This is a genomic window from Roseateles aquae, assembly GCF_032337115.1.
Taxonomy (GTDB): domain Bacteria; phylum Pseudomonadota; class Gammaproteobacteria; order Burkholderiales; family Burkholderiaceae_C; genus Roseateles_C; species Roseateles_C aquae.
Map to the genome: position 1 here is coordinate 314350 of NZ_JAVXZY010000004.1, position 15141 is coordinate 329490.

The following is a 15141-nucleotide window of genomic DNA, read 5'->3' on the forward strand; positions in this document are numbered from 1 at the left end:
GATTACAGCTCCGTCTTCAGACGGCCCAGCAACTCGGCATGCACGCTGGCGTTGACCTCGCGCTGCAGAATTTGCTCGGCACCCTTGACGGCCAGCGCGGCGACTTGCTCGCGCAGGGCTTCGCGGGCCCGTGCAGCCTGCTGCTCGGCTTCCGCCTTGGCATCGGCCACGATCTTGGCGCCCACGTCTTCAGCACGCTTCTTGGCTTCGTCCACGATGGCAGCACCACGCTTTTCAGCGTCGGCCAACAGCTTGGCGGTCTCGTTGCGCGTCTGTGCCAGTTGCTCGTCGACCTTCTTGTTGGCGGTTGCCAACTCGGCCTTGGCCTTGTCCGCGGCGGCCAGGCCGTCACGGATCTTTGCGGCACGCTCGTCCAAGGCCTTCGTAATCGGAGGCCAGACGAAGCGCATCGTGAACCACACCAGGATCGCGAAGACGATCGCCTGGAGGAACAGTGTTGAGTTGATATTCACGGCACGATCCTTTCAGTCGTGAAAGGTTCGGTGGGAATTAGTGAGCGACGTTGGCGAGCAGGGTAGCTGCGAACGGGTTGGCGAAGGCGAACAGCAGAGCGATAGCCACACCGATCAGGAAAGCAGCGTCGATCAGACCAGCCAAGATGAACATCTTGGTTTGCAGTTCGTTCATCAGCTCAGGCTGGCGAGCCGAGGACTCCAGGAACTTGCCGCCCATCAGTGCGATACCGATGGAAGCGCCGATAGCGCCCAGACCAACGATGATGCCGCAAGCCAGTGCCACGAGGCCGAGGATGTTTTCCATTTGAAGCTCCTAGAGAGATGAGAAAGAAAAAGGAAAGGGAAAGAGAGAAAAGCGTTCGATCAGTGCGCGTCGTGCGCCTGGCCGATGTAGATCAGCGTCAGCATCATGAAGATGAAGGCCTGCAGCGTGATCACCAGAATGTGGAACAGCGTCCACACAGTACCGGCAACGAGGTGGCCAAAAGCCAGTCCGATGCCAGAAGCCGACAGCGTGGCCGCGCCGCCCATCAGCGCGATCAGCATGAACACCAATTCGCCGGCAAACATATTGCCGAACAGCCGCATGCCATGAGAGACCGTCTTGGCGACGAACTCGATCATCTGCATCAGGAAGTTGAAGGGCCACAGCGCCCAGTGGTCGCCAAACGGGGCGGCGATCAGCTCATGGCTCCAGCCACCCAGACCCTTGATCTTGATGTTGTAGAAGAAGCACATCAGCAGCACGCTGGTCGAAAGGCCCAGCGTGGTGGACAGGTCGGCTGTCGGCACCACACGCAGATAGGCGTGGTGAGGGTCATGGCCGATCGAAGCGTTGTAGTCGCCCCAGAGCTTGGGCAGCAGATCGACCGGCAGCATGTCCATGCCGTTCATCAGGAAGATCCAGACAAACACGGTCAGCGCCAGCGGCGAGACCAGCTTGCGGCTCTTCTCGTTGTGGATCACGCCCTTGGCCTGGTTCTCGACCATTTCCGAGAGGATTTCCACCGCAGCCTGGAAGCGACCCGGCACGCCGGACGTCGCCTTGCGGGCGGCACGCCACAGGATGAAGCAGCCCAGAGCACCCAGAATCACCGAGTAGATCAGCGAATCGAAGTTGAACAGGCTGAAGTCGACGATGTTCGTCTGCTTGACGTTCTCGAACGAGAAGTTCTTCTGGAAGTGTTGCAGGTGGTGAGTGATGTACTCACCAGCACTGGGCGCGTGACCTTCTGCTGCCATGTTCAGTTTCCGTCGCTAATGCTTTTGAATCGACCCCGCCGAAGCAGGACCAGCCAATTAACTTTCAGGCACACGATCATGGTCGTCAGCAGTGCTGGCCAACTCAGATCGGGCACCCACTTGATCACCACCAGCAGGCTGGCGCTGACCAACACAATCTTGATCAATTCCCAGAACATCACCGACATCAGGGCAGCCCCGGCGTCCGTTGCCGGGCGTCGGGTGGTGCCCCACGCCATCAGCGCATTGGGAAACACCACGGCGGCCGCGCCACACAGCGCCGACCACCATTTGCCGCTCCCCAGCGCCAACAGGCCCCAGAGTGCGACCATCGCCACACCGGCGAGGGCCTGGGCCACCACCACTCGCCAGGGCGAGATCGCGGGCTGCCTGGCCCTCAGCGCCTCTGCCTGCTCGCGCGACAGGGGCGTGAAGTCCTTGAAATCGTCTTCGCCGACCGCACTTGCGTCCCTGTCCTGTTCCCAGACCTGGGCTGCGGCCTTCTGTTCAGCACGCGGCAGGTTTGGGTTCACTTCGGTTCCGGGGCAATCGGCAAAACCCAAAGATTATATGTGGTTTCCCCTTACATCCCGGTAACACAGCGACACGGGCGTGATTTCGGCCCGGCTTGACAGCGGGTAGCAAGTGCCGCTAGCGGTACTTTTGGCACCCCGTGACAACGAGGCAAGCCCCATCACCAGCCGCATCACGGCGCTGTAGAGATCTAAGCAGCCTTGTTGCAGATCAAGCAGCCGCGGGCCGTGTTCAAGCGCTCAAGTTGCGATCACAGCCGCGCCAGATGGCTCGGCAGCCCTGGCACCTCGACGCGCAGGCGCAGCACCGCACCGGCCAGCGGCTGCGCCGCCAACTCGTCGGCCGGCCGGCCATCGCTGGCGCTGGTGACGAACAGCGTGCGCAGATCAGCGCCGCCAAAGGCCGGCATCGTCGGGCAGCGCATCGGCAGCTCCACCTGGCGCAAGACCTGGCCCTCGGGCGACAGCCGCAGCAGACGCTGGCCCTCATACATCGCCACCCAGTAGCAGCCCTCGATATCGACGGCAGCGCCGTCGGGGCGGCCGCCATAGCTGTTCAGATCCTGCCCCGGCTGGCGCGCTTCGAACTGCGCAAAGCAGCGCCGGTCGGATACCGCTCCGGCGACCGGGTCGAAATCGCAGACGTCGATGCGGTGGGCCTTGGTGTCGGCGCTGTAAAGCCGCCGGCCATCGGGGCTCCAGGCCAGGCCATTGCTGGTCGTGATGCCCTCCAGCATCGGCGTGAAGCTGCCGGCGGCGAGCCGGTACAGCGCCGAGGCCGGTCGGCGCGCATCGTCGATGGTGCCGACCCAGAAGCGCCCCTGCGCATCAGCCTTGCCGTCGTTGAAACGCTGTGCCGCCGCGTCATAGGGCGGTGGCAGCAGCGGCTGCAGGCTGCCATCAACGGTATCGAACTTGAACAAGCCATCGCGCTGCGCCAGCAACAACCCGCCCTCGGCCAGCGCCGCGATGCAGCCAGGCTCGCGCCCGACCGGCCACGCTTGCGGCGCCGCCTCGCCCTCGCGCCAGCGCAAGACCTGACCCCGGGCGATGTCGACGAAATAAAGGCAGTGTTCCAGCGGATGCCACAGCGGCGATTCACCGAGCGCGGCGCGGTACTCGCCCAGCGCCTGCGGCTGGTATAGCGGTGGGTTCGGGGGGGCGGCACTGCTCATCACATCGATCTCGCTATGGCGGTCGGATATCGACCTCGGCCCTCGATGCTAAGCCCGTACCTCGCCGTAACCTCAGTCGAGTTCGACCTTCAGGTAATGCGCGCCCGGCAGTGGATTGAAGTAAAACGGCGGCACCTCAACGAAGCCCAGGCTCTCGTAGAGGCCACGGGCGGCCTCCATATCGTCCAGCGTGTCCAGCAGCATCGCCGAATAGCCCGCCTGACTGGCCCGGTCCATCAAGGCCTGGGTGAGTTGCCGGCCCAGCCCGAAGCGGCGAAAAGCCGGCCGCACGAACAGACGCTTCATCTCGCAGGCATTCGGGTAGTCGGCATCAGGCAGATTGCGAAAGGCCCCGCAACCGGCCACCTGGCCATCGATACAGGCCAGCAGCATCAGCCCCTCGGGCTCGGCGTACTGGCCGGGCAGCGCGGCCAACTCCTGCTCGAAGCCCTGGAAGCCCAGGTCGAAACCAAGGCTTTGTGCGTACTCCAGCAGGATCTCACGCGTGGTCTGCCAGTCGGCGGGCGATGCGGGTGTGATCAGACTGATCGTCGGGCTGTTGCTGTCCATCGTTCGACGTGAGTGTACTCAGCCAGCCGCATTGACCAAGAGCCAGACGGCAGCCGCACAAGCTGCCGCCAGCGTCAGCGCGAACAAGCGGGTGGCCAGCGTGTCAGCACTGTGCTCCACAACTCGGGCCACCATCTTGTCGCCACTGATCATCGGCGCCAGCAGATTGCGCCGCTTGAAGCAGCGGTAGAACAGGATGGCCGCCACATGCACCGCCACCATGGCGATCAAGCCCCATTGGCCCAGGCCGGTGTGTTGACCGGTCCAGCGCTGGCTGGTGTCGCTGCTCACCCAGGCCACCAGCGGGCCGGTGGTATCGATCTCGTCGTCGGCAATCAGCCCCGAGCCCACCTGCAGCCCCAGCCAGGCCAGCATCAGCAGCACCGACAGCGCCCCCAGCGGGTTGTGACCGATCTCGAAGCAGTCCTCAGGCAGCGGGCGGCCACGCAGATAACGCACAAACGCCGCCGGCGTGTAGAAAAACTGGCGAAAGCGCGACCAGTGGCCACCAACAATGCCCCACAGCAGCCGAAAGACCAGCAAGGCCGCGATCGCATAGCCGCAGCGCAGATGCCAGGCCATCATCAAGCCGCCGATCTTGGCCGATACCACGGCGCCGAGCACCGCCAGCACCAGCGCCCAATGGAACAGCCGTGTCGGCAGGTCCCAGACGCGGATCTTGTTGACTTGATTGGCTTCGCTCATCCCATGCAGCACTGTTTACGCGGCACACACGATACCCGAAGCGCGCCAGGCTTCTACACTCGCGCACCGGCACCCGTCCTCGGTAGCCGCCGGCCTTCAACCCCAAGGAACACCCCGCATGAAGCAAGTCCTGCTGGCTCTCGCCGCCACCGCTGCCCTGAGCTGTGCCCTGCCCGCTCACGCCCAATTCCAGAAGCCCGGCGACGCCATTGAATACCGCCAGTCCGGCTTCACCATCCTGGCCACGCATTTCAAGCGCGTATCAATGATGGCTCAAGGCAAGACGCCCTTCGACGCCAAGCTGGCCGCCGAGAATACCGCCGTGATGATGGCGGTGGCCAAGCTGCCCTTCAGCGCCTTCCCCGAAGGCAGCACCACCGGCCACCCGACCGCCGCCCGCGCCGAGATCTGGAAGGAAGCCGACAAGTTCCGTGAAGCCTCGGAAAAGATGATCAGCGAAGTCGCCAAGCTCGACGCCGCCGCCCGTGCCGGCAACCTGGACCAGATCAAGGCCGCTGTCGGCGGCGTGGGCCAGAGCTGCAAGGCCTGCCACGATAGCTACAAGGACAAGCACGAGCACTGAAGCGCGCCACAGCCAGCCTCCGGAGCCTTAGCCTCCGGCTGGCTGGGCAAAGCCCAGCACGACGCGGCGCGCCATGGCGGCACAGGAGTTTCTGGTGATCACTCACATCGGCTGCGCCGATATGAGTGCTCCCCGAAGAAGTCCGCCCAGGGCAGCACTGAACCCGTCTCCGCGCGCCGCGTTTGCGAGAGAAGCGGCTGACTCGTAGGCGCAGTGCGAAGGTCGGGCTGGTAGCCCGACAGCCGAGCGCTGCAACGCCCGAGACGGCCGCTTATCTCGCAAACCCTTCAGGGGCGGGCCTTTGCGGGTGCTGGCCGGCGTTGCGACCCTTGCACAGGCCGCCAGCCTGTGCGGCGGCTCGCGCCTTGCCCAGCCTCCCGCAAAGCCCCCGCCGCGGCGTGCGGAGATGGGTTCAGTGTTGCCTCAGCCTGGCTGGGCAAAGCCCAGCACGACGCGGCGCGTCATGGCGGACTTCTTCTCAATCTTCGTGATGATGATGGGGCCGATGTCGGCGGTATTGGCGACATGAGTGCCGCCGCAGGGCTGCAGGTCCACGCCGGCGATCTCCAGCAGGCGCACCCGGCCCGAACTGCGCGGTGGCTGGACGCTCATGCTGCGCACCAGGCCAGGATTGGCATCGAGTTCGGCATCGCTGATCCAGCGATGTGTGACGGCATGTCCTTCGGCCACCAGGCGCGCCAGCCCGGCATTGAGCTGTTCCTTGTCGAGCGGCTCGTTCATGTGGAAATCCAGCCGCGCATAGCCGGCAGTGATCGAACAGCCGTCGACCGGCTGCGGCACCAGCGCGCAGAGCAGGTGCGTGGCGGTGTGAAAGCGCATATGGGCGTGTCGACGAACCCAGTCGATCCGCGCCTGCACGGCAAGACCTGGCACCAGCGTGTCCAACAACGCTTCCTGCCCGGGGGCGGGCAGGTGCAGGATCTCGCCGGCCTCGCCTTTGCGGGTGTCGGCGATCTGCAGCCGACGCTCGCCAGGCAACAACAAGTCGCCTGCATCGCCGGCCTGGCCGCCGCCCTGCGGATAGAACACGGTGCGGTCCAGCAGCAGGCCGCGCTCGTCGGCGCGCAGCAAGATGCCAGTGCACTCGCGCAGCAGCGCGTCCTCGCGGAAAAGTTCTTCGGTCGCGTTCACGCCAGCAATTCCAGTTTCAGCTCGCCCCTGGGCGTCAGCAGCGTCGCCGTGAGGCCGTCACGCGCCTCCCAGCTTTGCAATTGCACGCCGGAGGCTGGCAGCGCATCGCAGGGATGCGCGGCGCCCCATTCGATCAGCACCGGCAGGCCCTCGCGGCGCAGACGCCGGCCATCCTCACGCAGCGCAATGCGCCAGCTCAAGGCGCCGCGCGTGGCCGCCACGGCGACGCCAGCATCGACACCCTCGCCGCGCCACTGCGCCAACGCCGCCTCCAGGCTGGGCACCCGGGCCACCCAATGGATCAAGCCGGCGCGCTGGCTCAGCGCTGCCTGCAACGCCGGCTGATCGAGATCGAACCAGCGTGCCCGCGTCGGCGGCGGCGCTTCCGGGTCGATGGCGATGATTTCCAGATAACAGCGCGGATAGGCGTCCGAGCTGATGTTCAACAGCAGGTTGTGTGTGCCCATCAGCGCATGCTTGCCGCCAGGCATCGGGCTGACGCCAAACTGCTGCTCGCACCAAGCCACACCTTCCTCTAGGCTGGCCGCGCCAACGACCAGGTGATCCAGTTCCATCGCCATGTCTGCCTCCCTGCGCCGCCTGAACGGCACGCAAATACCTGTCAGAGCTGCAGCTTACCTGCGATCAGCCGCTGCACATCGCCGCCAATCCAGGTCTGCTCGCCTTCGCGGCTGATATGGATGCGGCCCTGACGCTGCAACTGCGTGCCCTGGGCCACGGTGTAGCGCTCGGGCGCCAGTCCAGTAGCCATCATCCACAACGCCAGGCCGGCGTTGAAGCTGCCCGTCACCGGGTCTTCGGGCACACCCATCTCGGGCACGAACATGCGCACCTCGAACTGCGCCTCGGCGCCGGGCTCATGGGCACCGACGACGCCGACGTTCAGCCCCGCCATCGCAGCGAAATCGGGCTGCAGCGCCAGCACCTGGGCGGCACGGGCCACACGCACGGCAATCCATTCCGGTCCGTTGCTGACCCAGACCACATCCAGCGCCTCAGCCTCGGGGAGGCGCAGCGCGCGCAAGACCTGGGCGCGCAGTTCAGACGCCAGCGGACCTTCGCGCGTCAGCGGCGGCGCGGCAAAGGCGAGCCGGCCCTCTTGACCGGCCACCTGGCGCACCGGGATCAGGCCGATCTGGCACTGCTGAACGATCAGCCCGGGCTGGCGAGGCCGCCCGCCATGGTCCAGCCAGACCTGGGCACTGCCCAGCGTCGGATGGCCGGCAAAGGGCAACTCGCCGCCGGGCGTGAAGATGCGCAGCCGGTAGTCGGCCGCAGGGTCGGTGGGCGGCAGCAGAAAGGTCGTTTCGGACAGATTGGTCCAGCGCGCAAAGCGGGCCATCTGCGCGTCACTCAAACCCTCACCGTCAACGACCACCGCCAGCGGATTGCCGCGCAAGGGCTCGTTGCTGAAGACATCAACCTGGGCAAAGCGGCGTGATCGGTTCATGGGAACTCGCGGGTGAGGGTCAGGTCTTGCCGCTGCGCCGCCAAACGACTCAGGCGGCGGGCTGCAGATACAGGCCGGGCCGGCTGATCTCCATGCCGCGATCCGGCGCGGCCAGCGGCTTGAAGCCATGGCGCTGGTAGAGCGCATGGGCGTCACGGGTGATCAGCTGGAAGCGGCGCAGGCCCTGCAGCTCCGGGTGCTGCAGCAGGGTCGCAATCAGCCAGTCGCCCAGGCCCTGGCCGCGGTGGGCCTCCAGCACATAGACGTCGCAGAGATAGGCAAAGGTCGCCCGGTCACTGATCACGCGGGCAAAGCCAACCACCTGCTCCGCCGCCCCGCCCTCGCTGCAGCGCAGCGCGAAACACAGCGAATGCTGCATGGCCTGCTGCACCAGCGCGAGGCTGATGCCTTCGCTCCAGTAGCAGCGGGTCAGGAAGGCGTGAACGGCGACCGGGTCTTGATCGGCCGCCGCACTGCTGATGCGGTAGCGACGATTGCCCAGCGCCTTGATGTCCTCAACCATCGTCGCGGCCACCTCAGGGCGTGGTTTCGGGAATCGCGGCCAGCGCCTCGCCCAGCACGCGGCCGAGAATGGCCACGCCTTCGGCAATCAGCTCGGGCGTCAGCGTCACAAAGGACAGGCGCATCGTGCGCGGATCCGGGTTCGCTGCATAGAAGGCAGCGCCGGGCACGTAGGCAATATTGGCATCGACGGCCTTGGGCAGCAGTGCCATCGCATCCAGGCCCTCGGGCAGGCGGATCCAGAAGAACATGCCGCCCTTGGGGCTCTGCCATTCGCAGCCGGCCGGCAGGTGCTTCTTCAGGCCCTCGGCCATCGCATCACGATTGGCCTTGTAGCGGGCACGGATCTTGGGCACATGCTCGTCGAGGAAACCGTTCTTGATCACCTCGTAAACGACGCGCTGGTTGAAGCCCGGCGTGTGCAGATCGGCCGCCTGCTTGGCCTGCAGCAGCTTGGGGTACAGGGCCTTGGGCGCAATGATGAAGCCCAGGCGGAAGCCCGGCGTCAGCACCTTGGAGAAGGAACCGAGGTAGATCGAACCTTCCGGCCACATCGAGCTGAGCGAGGGCAGCGGCGGTTCGTCGAACCACAGGTCGCCATAGGGGTTGTCTTCGATCACCGGCACGCCGGCAGCCTTGGCGGCGGCCATCACCGCCTGACGGCGCTCCAGGCTCATCACCCGACCGGTCGGGTTCTGATAGTTCGGCAGCAGATAGGCGAAGCGCGTGCCTGGCGCGTCGTGCGGCAGGCGGGCAAAGGCCTCGGGCAGCGGGCCCTGCTCGTCGCTGGCCAGGCTGATGAAGCTCGGCTCATAGGGCGTGAAGGCCTGCAGTGCACCCAGATAGGTGGGCGTCTCGACGGCCACCGGCGCGCTGGCATCGCAGAGGATTTTGCCGACCAGATCCAGGCCCTGCTGCGAACCGCTGGTGATCAGCACCTGATCCGGGCTCACGTCCATGCCCAGCGCTTTGACGCGCGCGGCGACCCATTCACGCAGTGGCGCAAAGCCCTCGCTGGCCGCGTACTGCAGCGCTTCCTTGGCGTTTTCGCTCAGCACCTTGTCGCAGGCCGCCTTCAGTGCGTCGACCGGAAAGGTGTCGGCCGAGGGCAGACCACCAGCCATCGACAGGATGCCGGGCTTTTCGGTGACCTTGAGGATTTCGCGAATGATGGACGGGTTCATGCGCGCGGCGCGGCGCGCCTGGGTCCAGATGCTGCTCATGGGAATATCTCCGGGGAGGGGTCTCAAGTTGTTGTTGTACCACCTGGGCGGTGGGAGTCGGGACTGGGGCTCAGCATCCATTCAACCGCCGCCTGCGCCTGCAGCACGGTGCTGTCGAACAGCGGGATGGGGCTGCTGGCCTGCGCGCTGGCGTCCAGCAGCAGGCCGATTTCGGTACAGCCAAGGATGGCGGCCTGGGCGCCTTCGGCCGCCAGCGCGGCGACGATGGCCTGGTAGCGCTGGCGCGAGGCCGGCAAGACCTGACCCCGGCACAGCTCTTCGTAGATGATGCGATGGACTTCGGCGCGGTCGTCGGCGCTGGGTGTCAGCAGTTCAATGCCGTGGCGCTGCATGCGCTGGTGATAGAAGGAGCCGGCGGCCATGGTGTAGCCGGTGGCCAGCAGCCCGACTCGGCTAAAGCCGCGCGCGCGCAGCGCCGCCGCCGTGGCGTCAACGATGTGCAGCAGCGACAGGCCGGACTCGGCCTCGATCTGCTCGGCCACCCTGTGCATGGTGTTGGTCGCCAGCAGCAGGGCCTCGGCACCGCCGGCCTTCAAACCAGCCGCGGCCTCAGTGAGCAGGCGGGCGGCAGCAGCCCAGTCGTCGGTACGCTGGCAGCGCTCGATGGTCGCGAAGTCCACGCTGTGCATCAGCAGACGAGCGCTGTGCAGCCCGCCCAGCCGGGCCGCCACCTCGCGGTTCAGCAAGGCGTAGAGATGGGCACTGGATTCCCAGCTCATGCCGCCGAGCACGCCCAGCAGCCGCAGGCTTGGCAGCGTGTTCATGGGCAATCTCCGGCGCGGCGGAGGCCGCAGGCGGGGAGCGGGAGCTGGAACTTCATGCGATCCAGTCTAGCGGCGCCAACCAATACAGAACCAGTACACTTTCGCGAACAAGCACAGCATCTGTACTGGCATGAGCACCAACACAGCCGCCCCGCTGGCCCGCGGCGCCAGCACCCCGCTGGCCCAGCAACTGGCCCAACGATTTGCCGAACGCATCCAGCAGCGCCTGCTGCTGCCCGGCGCCCGCCTGCCCTCGGTACGCGATTGCGCCCGGCATCATGGCGTCAGCCCGTATACCGTCGTGGCGGCTTACGATCAATTGCTCGCCTCAGGCCTGCTTGAAGCGCGCAAGCAGCGTGGTTTTTTCGTCCGCGATATGCGGCCGGCCAGCCCGGCGCCGACCAGGGCCTGGCTGGCCCGGCCTGCGCAGGCGCCGGTGGACGCCAGTGCGCTGATACGCGGCATGTTCCAGGCCGATGCCCGCCATGCACCGGGCCTGGGCACCCTGCCCGGCGACTGGCTGGACCTGCCCATGCTGCAAAGCGCGATGCGCCGGGTGCTGACGCAGAGCGAGCAGCCCGATCAGCTGGCGCTGCAGTACGGTGAGCCCGGCGGCGACCCGCGACTGCGCGCGGCGCTGTCGCGTCGGATGGAAGATCTGGGCGTCAGCGTGGCGCCGGAGCAGATCGTCAGCACCGTCGGCGCCACCCATGCGCTGGATCTGATCACCCGCACGCTGCTGACGCCGGGCGATGCGGTGCTGGTTGACGACCCGGGCTGGGCGATCGAATACGCCCGCCTGTCGCAGGCCGGCATGCGGCTGCTGCCGGTGCCGCGCGACCAGCATGGCCCCGACCTGGCGGTGATGCAGCGCCTGATCGCCGAGCACAAGCCGCGCATGTACGTCACCGTCTCGGTGCTGCACAACCCGACCGGCGGCAGCCTCTCGCTGGCCAGCGCCCACCAGATCCTCAAGCTGGCCGAGGCGGCCGATCTGATGATCGTCGAGGACGACACCTATGCCTGCCTGGCGCCCAACCATGCGCCGCGGCTGTCGGCGCTCGATGGCCTGCGCCGCACGCTGTATGTCTCGGGCTTTTCCAAGATCCTGACGCCGGCCTGGCGGGTCGGCTTCGTCGCCGCGAGCGCCGAGCGGGTGGCCAAGCTGACCGATCTGAAGCTGCTGTCCACGCTGACCACCAGCCCGATGATGGACCGCGCCGTCGCCCTCTGCCTGGAGCAGGGCCAGCTGCGCCGCCATGCCGAACGCGTCATCGCCCGGCTGGACGCCGCCCGCCAGCGCAGCGTGCGCCTGGCCGAGGACGCCGGCTGTCGCTTCGTGACGCCACCGCAGGGACTGTTCGGCTGGCTGGATGTCGGCGTCGACACCGAAAAGCTGGCCCAGCGCCTGCTCGACGCCGGCTGGCTGATCGCCCCCGGCGTGCTGTTCAGCCCGACCCGCCGCGCCGGCACGCTGATGCGCATCAATTTCGCTACCTCGCAGGATGCGCGCTTCTGGCGGCTGCTGGAGCAGTTGCGCGCGGAACTTCAGAGATAGGCGGCCCGATCAAGCCGGCGGCAGCCGCCGCTGCCACTCGGCCTGAGCGACCAGCAGCAGGCCGCCGATGGCGCTGAGGTTCTTCATGAAATGCAGCAGCTGGCCATGGCGCTGCAGCCCCTGCTCGCGCCAGAACGGATGCGCGAGGCAGGCATCGACGGCAAGAAAAGCGGCCATCACCAGCGCCGCCCAGCCGGCTTGCCAGCCGCAGACAATGAGCAGACCGGCGGCCAACTCAAACAGGCCGAAGGCCAGGTAGCCGGCGCCGAGCGAGGCGACGCCGCCGTCAAGCACGCCGCCGTAGGCCAGCAGGCGCTCCAGCCCCATCGCGACAAAGACACTGGCCACCAGTGCGCGGGCAAGAAAATAGAGCTGCAACTTGTCCATGATGATCTCTCCCAGGTCTGCAGGGGCGGGCCACCTCTGAGCTTCAGCGCGCCGTGAAACCGCCGTTGGCGAACAGCGTCTGACCGTTGATCCACCAGCCCTCGCCGGCCAGGAAGCGGACGATGGGCGCGATATCGCGAATATCACCCAGCTTGCCGTTCATGCTGGCCGCGCTCAGATAGGCGGTGGAGGCCGCGTTTTCCTGGCCGTGGAAGAAGGGCGTGTCCAGCGGGCCGGGCGCCACGGCATTGACCGAGATGCCACGGGCGGCGAACTCCTTGGCCGCCGCACGGGTGAAATGTTCCAGCGGCGCCTTCGCCCCGGCATAGACGCTGTAGCCGCCAGTGAAGGCGGCCAGCAGCGAGGTCGCAATGCTGATGATCTTGCCGCCGTCTTCCAGTTGCCGGCCGGCCTCACGGATGAAGAAAAAGGCGGCACGGCTGTTGACGGCAAACATCGCGTCGAACTCGGCCTCGCTGGTCTCGATCAAGGGCTTCTTCAGCACCTTGCCGACGGCATTCACCGCGATATCGATGCGACCGAAGGCGGCTTTTCCCTCGGCAAAGAGGCGCTCGATCTGGCCCACCTCGCTGAGGTCGCCCTGCAGCGCCTCGGCCCGCACGCCCAGCCCGCGCAGCTCACGCACCGCCGCCTCGGCATCGGCCGCTGACGAGGCGCTGTGGAAGTGCAGCAGCACATCGGCGCCGGCGGCCGCCAGCTCCAGGGCGATCTGCCGGCCCAGATTTCGCGAAGCGCCGGCCACCAGGGCGACTTTGCCGTGCAGGCTGTGTTCATTCGTTTGGCGGGCGGTGGGGTTCGTGTTGCTCATGGTTTGCTCCGTTGAAATCAAAAAGGGGCGGCTGGCCGCCGTGCTGTGGCCACGTGTCCGTCGCCATGCCCAGACTTTGATTGACAAAGCATTTCGAATAAATAACGATCTATTTGCTTCTTTGTTTTCACATGGGAACCAATAGACGATGGATCGCCTGCAAGCCATGCAGCTTTTTGTGCAGATCGCCGACAGCGGCAGCTTCACCCGCGCGGCCGAGGCACTGGGCCTGTCACGCCCGGCCGCCTCGAATGCGATCCGCGCTTTGGAAGATCGACTGGGCACCCGGCTGCTCAGCCGCACCACCCGCCAGGTCCAGCTGACGGCCGACGGCCAGGCCTACCGCGAGCGCTGCCAGCGCCTGCTGGCCGATATGGCGGAGGCCGAGGCGCTGTTTCGCCCGCAGGGCAGCCAGCTACGCGGCCGGCTGCGCATCGATGTGCCCAGCCGCGTGGCCGCCGGCCTGATGGCACCGGCACTGCCGGATTTCCTCGAGCACCATCCTGAGCTGAGCCTGGAACTGGGCAGCAGCGACCGCGCCATCGATCTGTTCCAGGACGGCGTCGACGCGGTGATACGGGTTGGCGCCAGCAGCGACGAACGGCTGATCAGCCGGCCGCTGGGCCAGTTCCGGGTCGGCAGCTATGCCAGCCCGGCCTATCTGGCCCGCCATGGCCGGCCCGAACGCCTGGAGGCCTTGTCCGGCCATTGGCTGGTCGACTATGCGCCGCCCCAGGCCCCAGCCAGCGAGCAGCTCGGGCTGGCCGCCTGGGAGCATCTAGCCGCCAACGGCAGCCGCCAGCGGCTGATGCTGAGGAGCCGGCTGCGCGTCAACAGCGTCGAGACCTATCTGGCCGCCGGACTGGCCGGCCTGGGCCTGATCCAGGTGCCGGCCTACGACGTGGCCGGCGCGCTGGCCCGAGGCGAGTTGGTTGAGCTGATGCAGGCCTGGCCGGCGCCGCCACTGCCGGTCGCCCTGCTCTATCCACAGCGGCGCCACCTGTCGCGCCGGCTGCAGGCTTTTGCGGCCTGGTGCGAAACACTGTTCCGGCCGCATTTGCTGCCGATATAGCGGCTTGGTGCAGACTGGTGCAGGTCAGTGCCCGGCTGTCAGGCGGCTGACAAGTGCCGCCGCTATGCTCTGTGCAGCCTGCCGAACTGAGGCGGGCAGGATTGACGGCGTCGCTTGCCAGATCGCCAGCGTTCGGCACAAGATTCAGGCATGCTTCGCGTCCAGCCCCAGCGTTTTTCTTGACTCCGTCTTTGATCGAGATCGCCGTTTCCCCGTCTTATGAGCCCACCGTCGCTACGCTTTCTGATTGTGGACCCACTGGCAGGCGTGCAGACCTTTGCGCGCCAGCTGCTTGAGAGCTTCGGCTTTGATCCGCAAGGCATTCTGTGCTGCGGCAATACCGAGACGGCATTGGCCCAGGGCCTGGAGTTCAAGCCCGATTTCCTGATCACCGACTGGTTCGGCAAGAGCCCCCTCACCGGCCTGGCCCTGCACCAGCGCCTGCTGGAGGTGAAGCCGACATGCCGGCTCTCACTGCTCAGCTTTGAAGTCACACCCGACCATGAGGCCCAGGCCAAGCAGGCCGGCGCCCGCTTCCTGCTGAAAAAGCCCTTCACCGCCGAAGACCTGCGTCGCACCCTGCATCAGGCCCTGCAGGTCATGGCCAAGGACTATCCGGAGCTGCACCAGCGGCTGCAGTCGGTGATGATGGCGCCGCGCCCGCAGCCGGCGATTGCCCCGCGCCCCATCGTGCTGCCGCCCATGGTGCAGTACAAGCCGGGCGACAAGGTGCGCTTCGGCGACAAGACCGAGGTCGTCGAGTGCGTGGTGGTGCGCCACGGCGAGCTGGTCGTCCAGCTGAAGAACAAGAGCGGCCTGATCCCCGCCACCAAGCTGCAGAAGCAGTAGGCGGGCGGC

Annotated in this window: 19 protein-coding genes; 4 read left to right on the top strand and 15 right to left on the bottom strand. The window is 66.4% G+C overall.

Features of this window, described 5'->3' with window-relative positions:
* Positions 1 to 2 precede the first annotated feature (2 nt).
* The 7 genes from RQP53_RS12325 to RQP53_RS12355 all read right to left on the bottom strand — a co-directional run bounded on the left by RQP53_RS12325 (position 3) and on the right by RQP53_RS12355 (position 4701).
* Positions 3 to 473, bottom strand: coding sequence for a F0F1 ATP synthase subunit B (locus RQP53_RS12325; RefSeq protein WP_315650602.1), 471 nt, complete (start codon positions 471 to 473; stop codon positions 3 to 5).
* Positions 474 to 510: 37 nt separating this feature from the next.
* Positions 511 to 780, bottom strand: coding sequence for a F0F1 ATP synthase subunit C (atpE, locus tag RQP53_RS12330; protein ID WP_290357909.1), 270 nt, complete (start codon positions 778 to 780; stop codon positions 511 to 513).
* Between the two features lie 59 nt (positions 781 to 839).
* Complete coding sequence (gene atpB / locus RQP53_RS12335; protein ID WP_315650603.1) at positions 840 to 1718, bottom strand: F0F1 ATP synthase subunit A; 879 nt, start codon at positions 1716 to 1718, stop codon at positions 840 to 842.
* 2 nt (positions 1719 to 1720) lie between these two features.
* Positions 1721 to 2251: an ATP synthase subunit I gene (locus tag RQP53_RS12340; protein ID WP_315650604.1), complete on the bottom strand. Its 531-nt coding sequence runs from the start codon at positions 2249 to 2251 to the stop codon at positions 1721 to 1723.
* A 251-nt stretch (positions 2252 to 2502) separates the two neighbouring features.
* Entirely contained in the window at positions 2503 to 3426 is a 924-nt protein-coding gene (locus RQP53_RS12345) for an SMP-30/gluconolactonase/LRE family protein (RefSeq protein ID WP_315650605.1), read from the bottom strand.
* A 72-nt stretch (positions 3427 to 3498) separates the two neighbouring features.
* Positions 3499 to 3996, bottom strand: coding sequence for a GNAT family N-acetyltransferase (locus tag RQP53_RS12350; protein ID WP_315650606.1), 498 nt, complete (start codon positions 3994 to 3996; stop codon positions 3499 to 3501).
* Between the two features lie 18 nt (positions 3997 to 4014).
* Positions 4015 to 4701 carry a cytochrome b/b6 domain-containing protein gene (locus tag RQP53_RS12355; protein WP_315650607.1) on the bottom strand — a complete coding sequence of 229 codons (687 nt, stop codon included), beginning with the start codon at positions 4699 to 4701 and terminating at the stop codon, positions 4015 to 4017.
* Between the two features lie 118 nt (positions 4702 to 4819).
* Between RQP53_RS12355 and RQP53_RS12360 the strand changes: the two genes are divergently transcribed.
* Complete coding sequence (locus RQP53_RS12360) at positions 4820 to 5284, top strand: c-type cytochrome (RefSeq protein WP_315650608.1); 465 nt, start codon at positions 4820 to 4822, stop codon at positions 5282 to 5284.
* A gap of 423 nt (positions 5285 to 5707) precedes the next feature.
* On the opposite strand, the gene RQP53_RS12365 is transcribed toward RQP53_RS12360, so the two are convergent.
* Genes RQP53_RS12365 through RQP53_RS12390 form a run of 6 tightly spaced genes read right to left on the bottom strand, consistent with a single transcriptional unit; the run spans position 5708 to position 10437 of the window.
* Positions 5708 to 6436 carry an alanyl-tRNA editing protein gene (locus RQP53_RS12365; protein ID WP_315650609.1) on the bottom strand — a complete coding sequence of 243 codons (729 nt, stop codon included), beginning with the start codon at positions 6434 to 6436 and terminating at the stop codon, positions 5708 to 5710.
* Positions 6433 to 7017: a VOC family protein gene (locus tag RQP53_RS12370; protein ID WP_315650610.1), complete on the bottom strand. Its 585-nt coding sequence runs from the start codon at positions 7015 to 7017 to the stop codon at positions 6433 to 6435. The genes RQP53_RS12365 and RQP53_RS12370 overlap by 4 nt, the downstream gene beginning before the upstream one ends.
* A 41-nt stretch (positions 7018 to 7058) precedes the next feature.
* Positions 7059 to 7907: a PhzF family phenazine biosynthesis protein gene (locus tag RQP53_RS12375; protein ID WP_315650611.1), complete on the bottom strand. Its 849-nt coding sequence runs from the start codon at positions 7905 to 7907 to the stop codon at positions 7059 to 7061.
* A gap of 49 nt (positions 7908 to 7956) precedes the next feature.
* On the bottom strand, positions 7957 to 8430 hold the full coding sequence (locus RQP53_RS12380; protein ID WP_315650612.1) for a GNAT family N-acetyltransferase: 474 nt from the start codon (positions 8428 to 8430) through the stop codon (positions 7957 to 7959).
* A gap of 13 nt (positions 8431 to 8443) precedes the next feature.
* Positions 8444 to 9652, bottom strand: coding sequence for an aminotransferase-like domain-containing protein (locus tag RQP53_RS12385; protein WP_315650614.1), 1209 nt, complete (start codon positions 9650 to 9652; stop codon positions 8444 to 8446).
* A 23-nt stretch (positions 9653 to 9675) separates the two neighbouring features.
* The gene (locus RQP53_RS12390) at positions 9676 to 10437 is read right to left on the bottom strand and encodes an aspartate/glutamate racemase family protein (RefSeq protein ID WP_315650615.1); all 762 of its coding nucleotides are present in this window, start codon (positions 10435 to 10437) and stop codon (positions 9676 to 9678) included.
* Between the two features lie 130 nt (positions 10438 to 10567).
* Between RQP53_RS12390 and RQP53_RS12395 the strand changes: the two genes are divergently transcribed.
* Entirely contained in the window at positions 10568 to 11995 is a 1428-nt protein-coding gene (locus RQP53_RS12395) for an aminotransferase-like domain-containing protein (RefSeq protein ID WP_315650617.1), read from the top strand.
* 9 nt (positions 11996 to 12004) lie between these two features.
* Here the strand turns inward: RQP53_RS12395 and RQP53_RS12400 are convergent, their stop codons facing one another.
* Together RQP53_RS12400 and RQP53_RS12405 are read right to left on the bottom strand one after the other, a co-directional pair.
* Positions 12005 to 12382, bottom strand: a complete 378-nt coding sequence (locus RQP53_RS12400) for a DoxX family protein (protein WP_315650618.1) — start codon at positions 12380 to 12382, stop codon at positions 12005 to 12007.
* Between the two features lie 43 nt (positions 12383 to 12425).
* On the bottom strand, positions 12426 to 13211 hold the full coding sequence (locus RQP53_RS12405) for an SDR family oxidoreductase (protein WP_315650619.1): 786 nt from the start codon (positions 13209 to 13211) through the stop codon (positions 12426 to 12428).
* Positions 13212 to 13359: 148 nt separating this feature from the next.
* On the opposite strand from RQP53_RS12405, the gene RQP53_RS12410 reads away from it, so the two are divergent.
* Together RQP53_RS12410 and RQP53_RS12415 are read left to right on the top strand one after the other, a co-directional pair.
* Entirely contained in the window at positions 13360 to 14283 is a 924-nt protein-coding gene (locus RQP53_RS12410; RefSeq protein ID WP_315650621.1) for a LysR family transcriptional regulator, read from the top strand.
* Between the two features lie 249 nt (positions 14284 to 14532).
* Complete coding sequence (locus RQP53_RS12415; RefSeq protein WP_315650622.1) at positions 14533 to 15132, top strand: response regulator; 600 nt, start codon at positions 14533 to 14535, stop codon at positions 15130 to 15132.
* Positions 15133 to 15141: the final 9 nt, after the last annotated feature.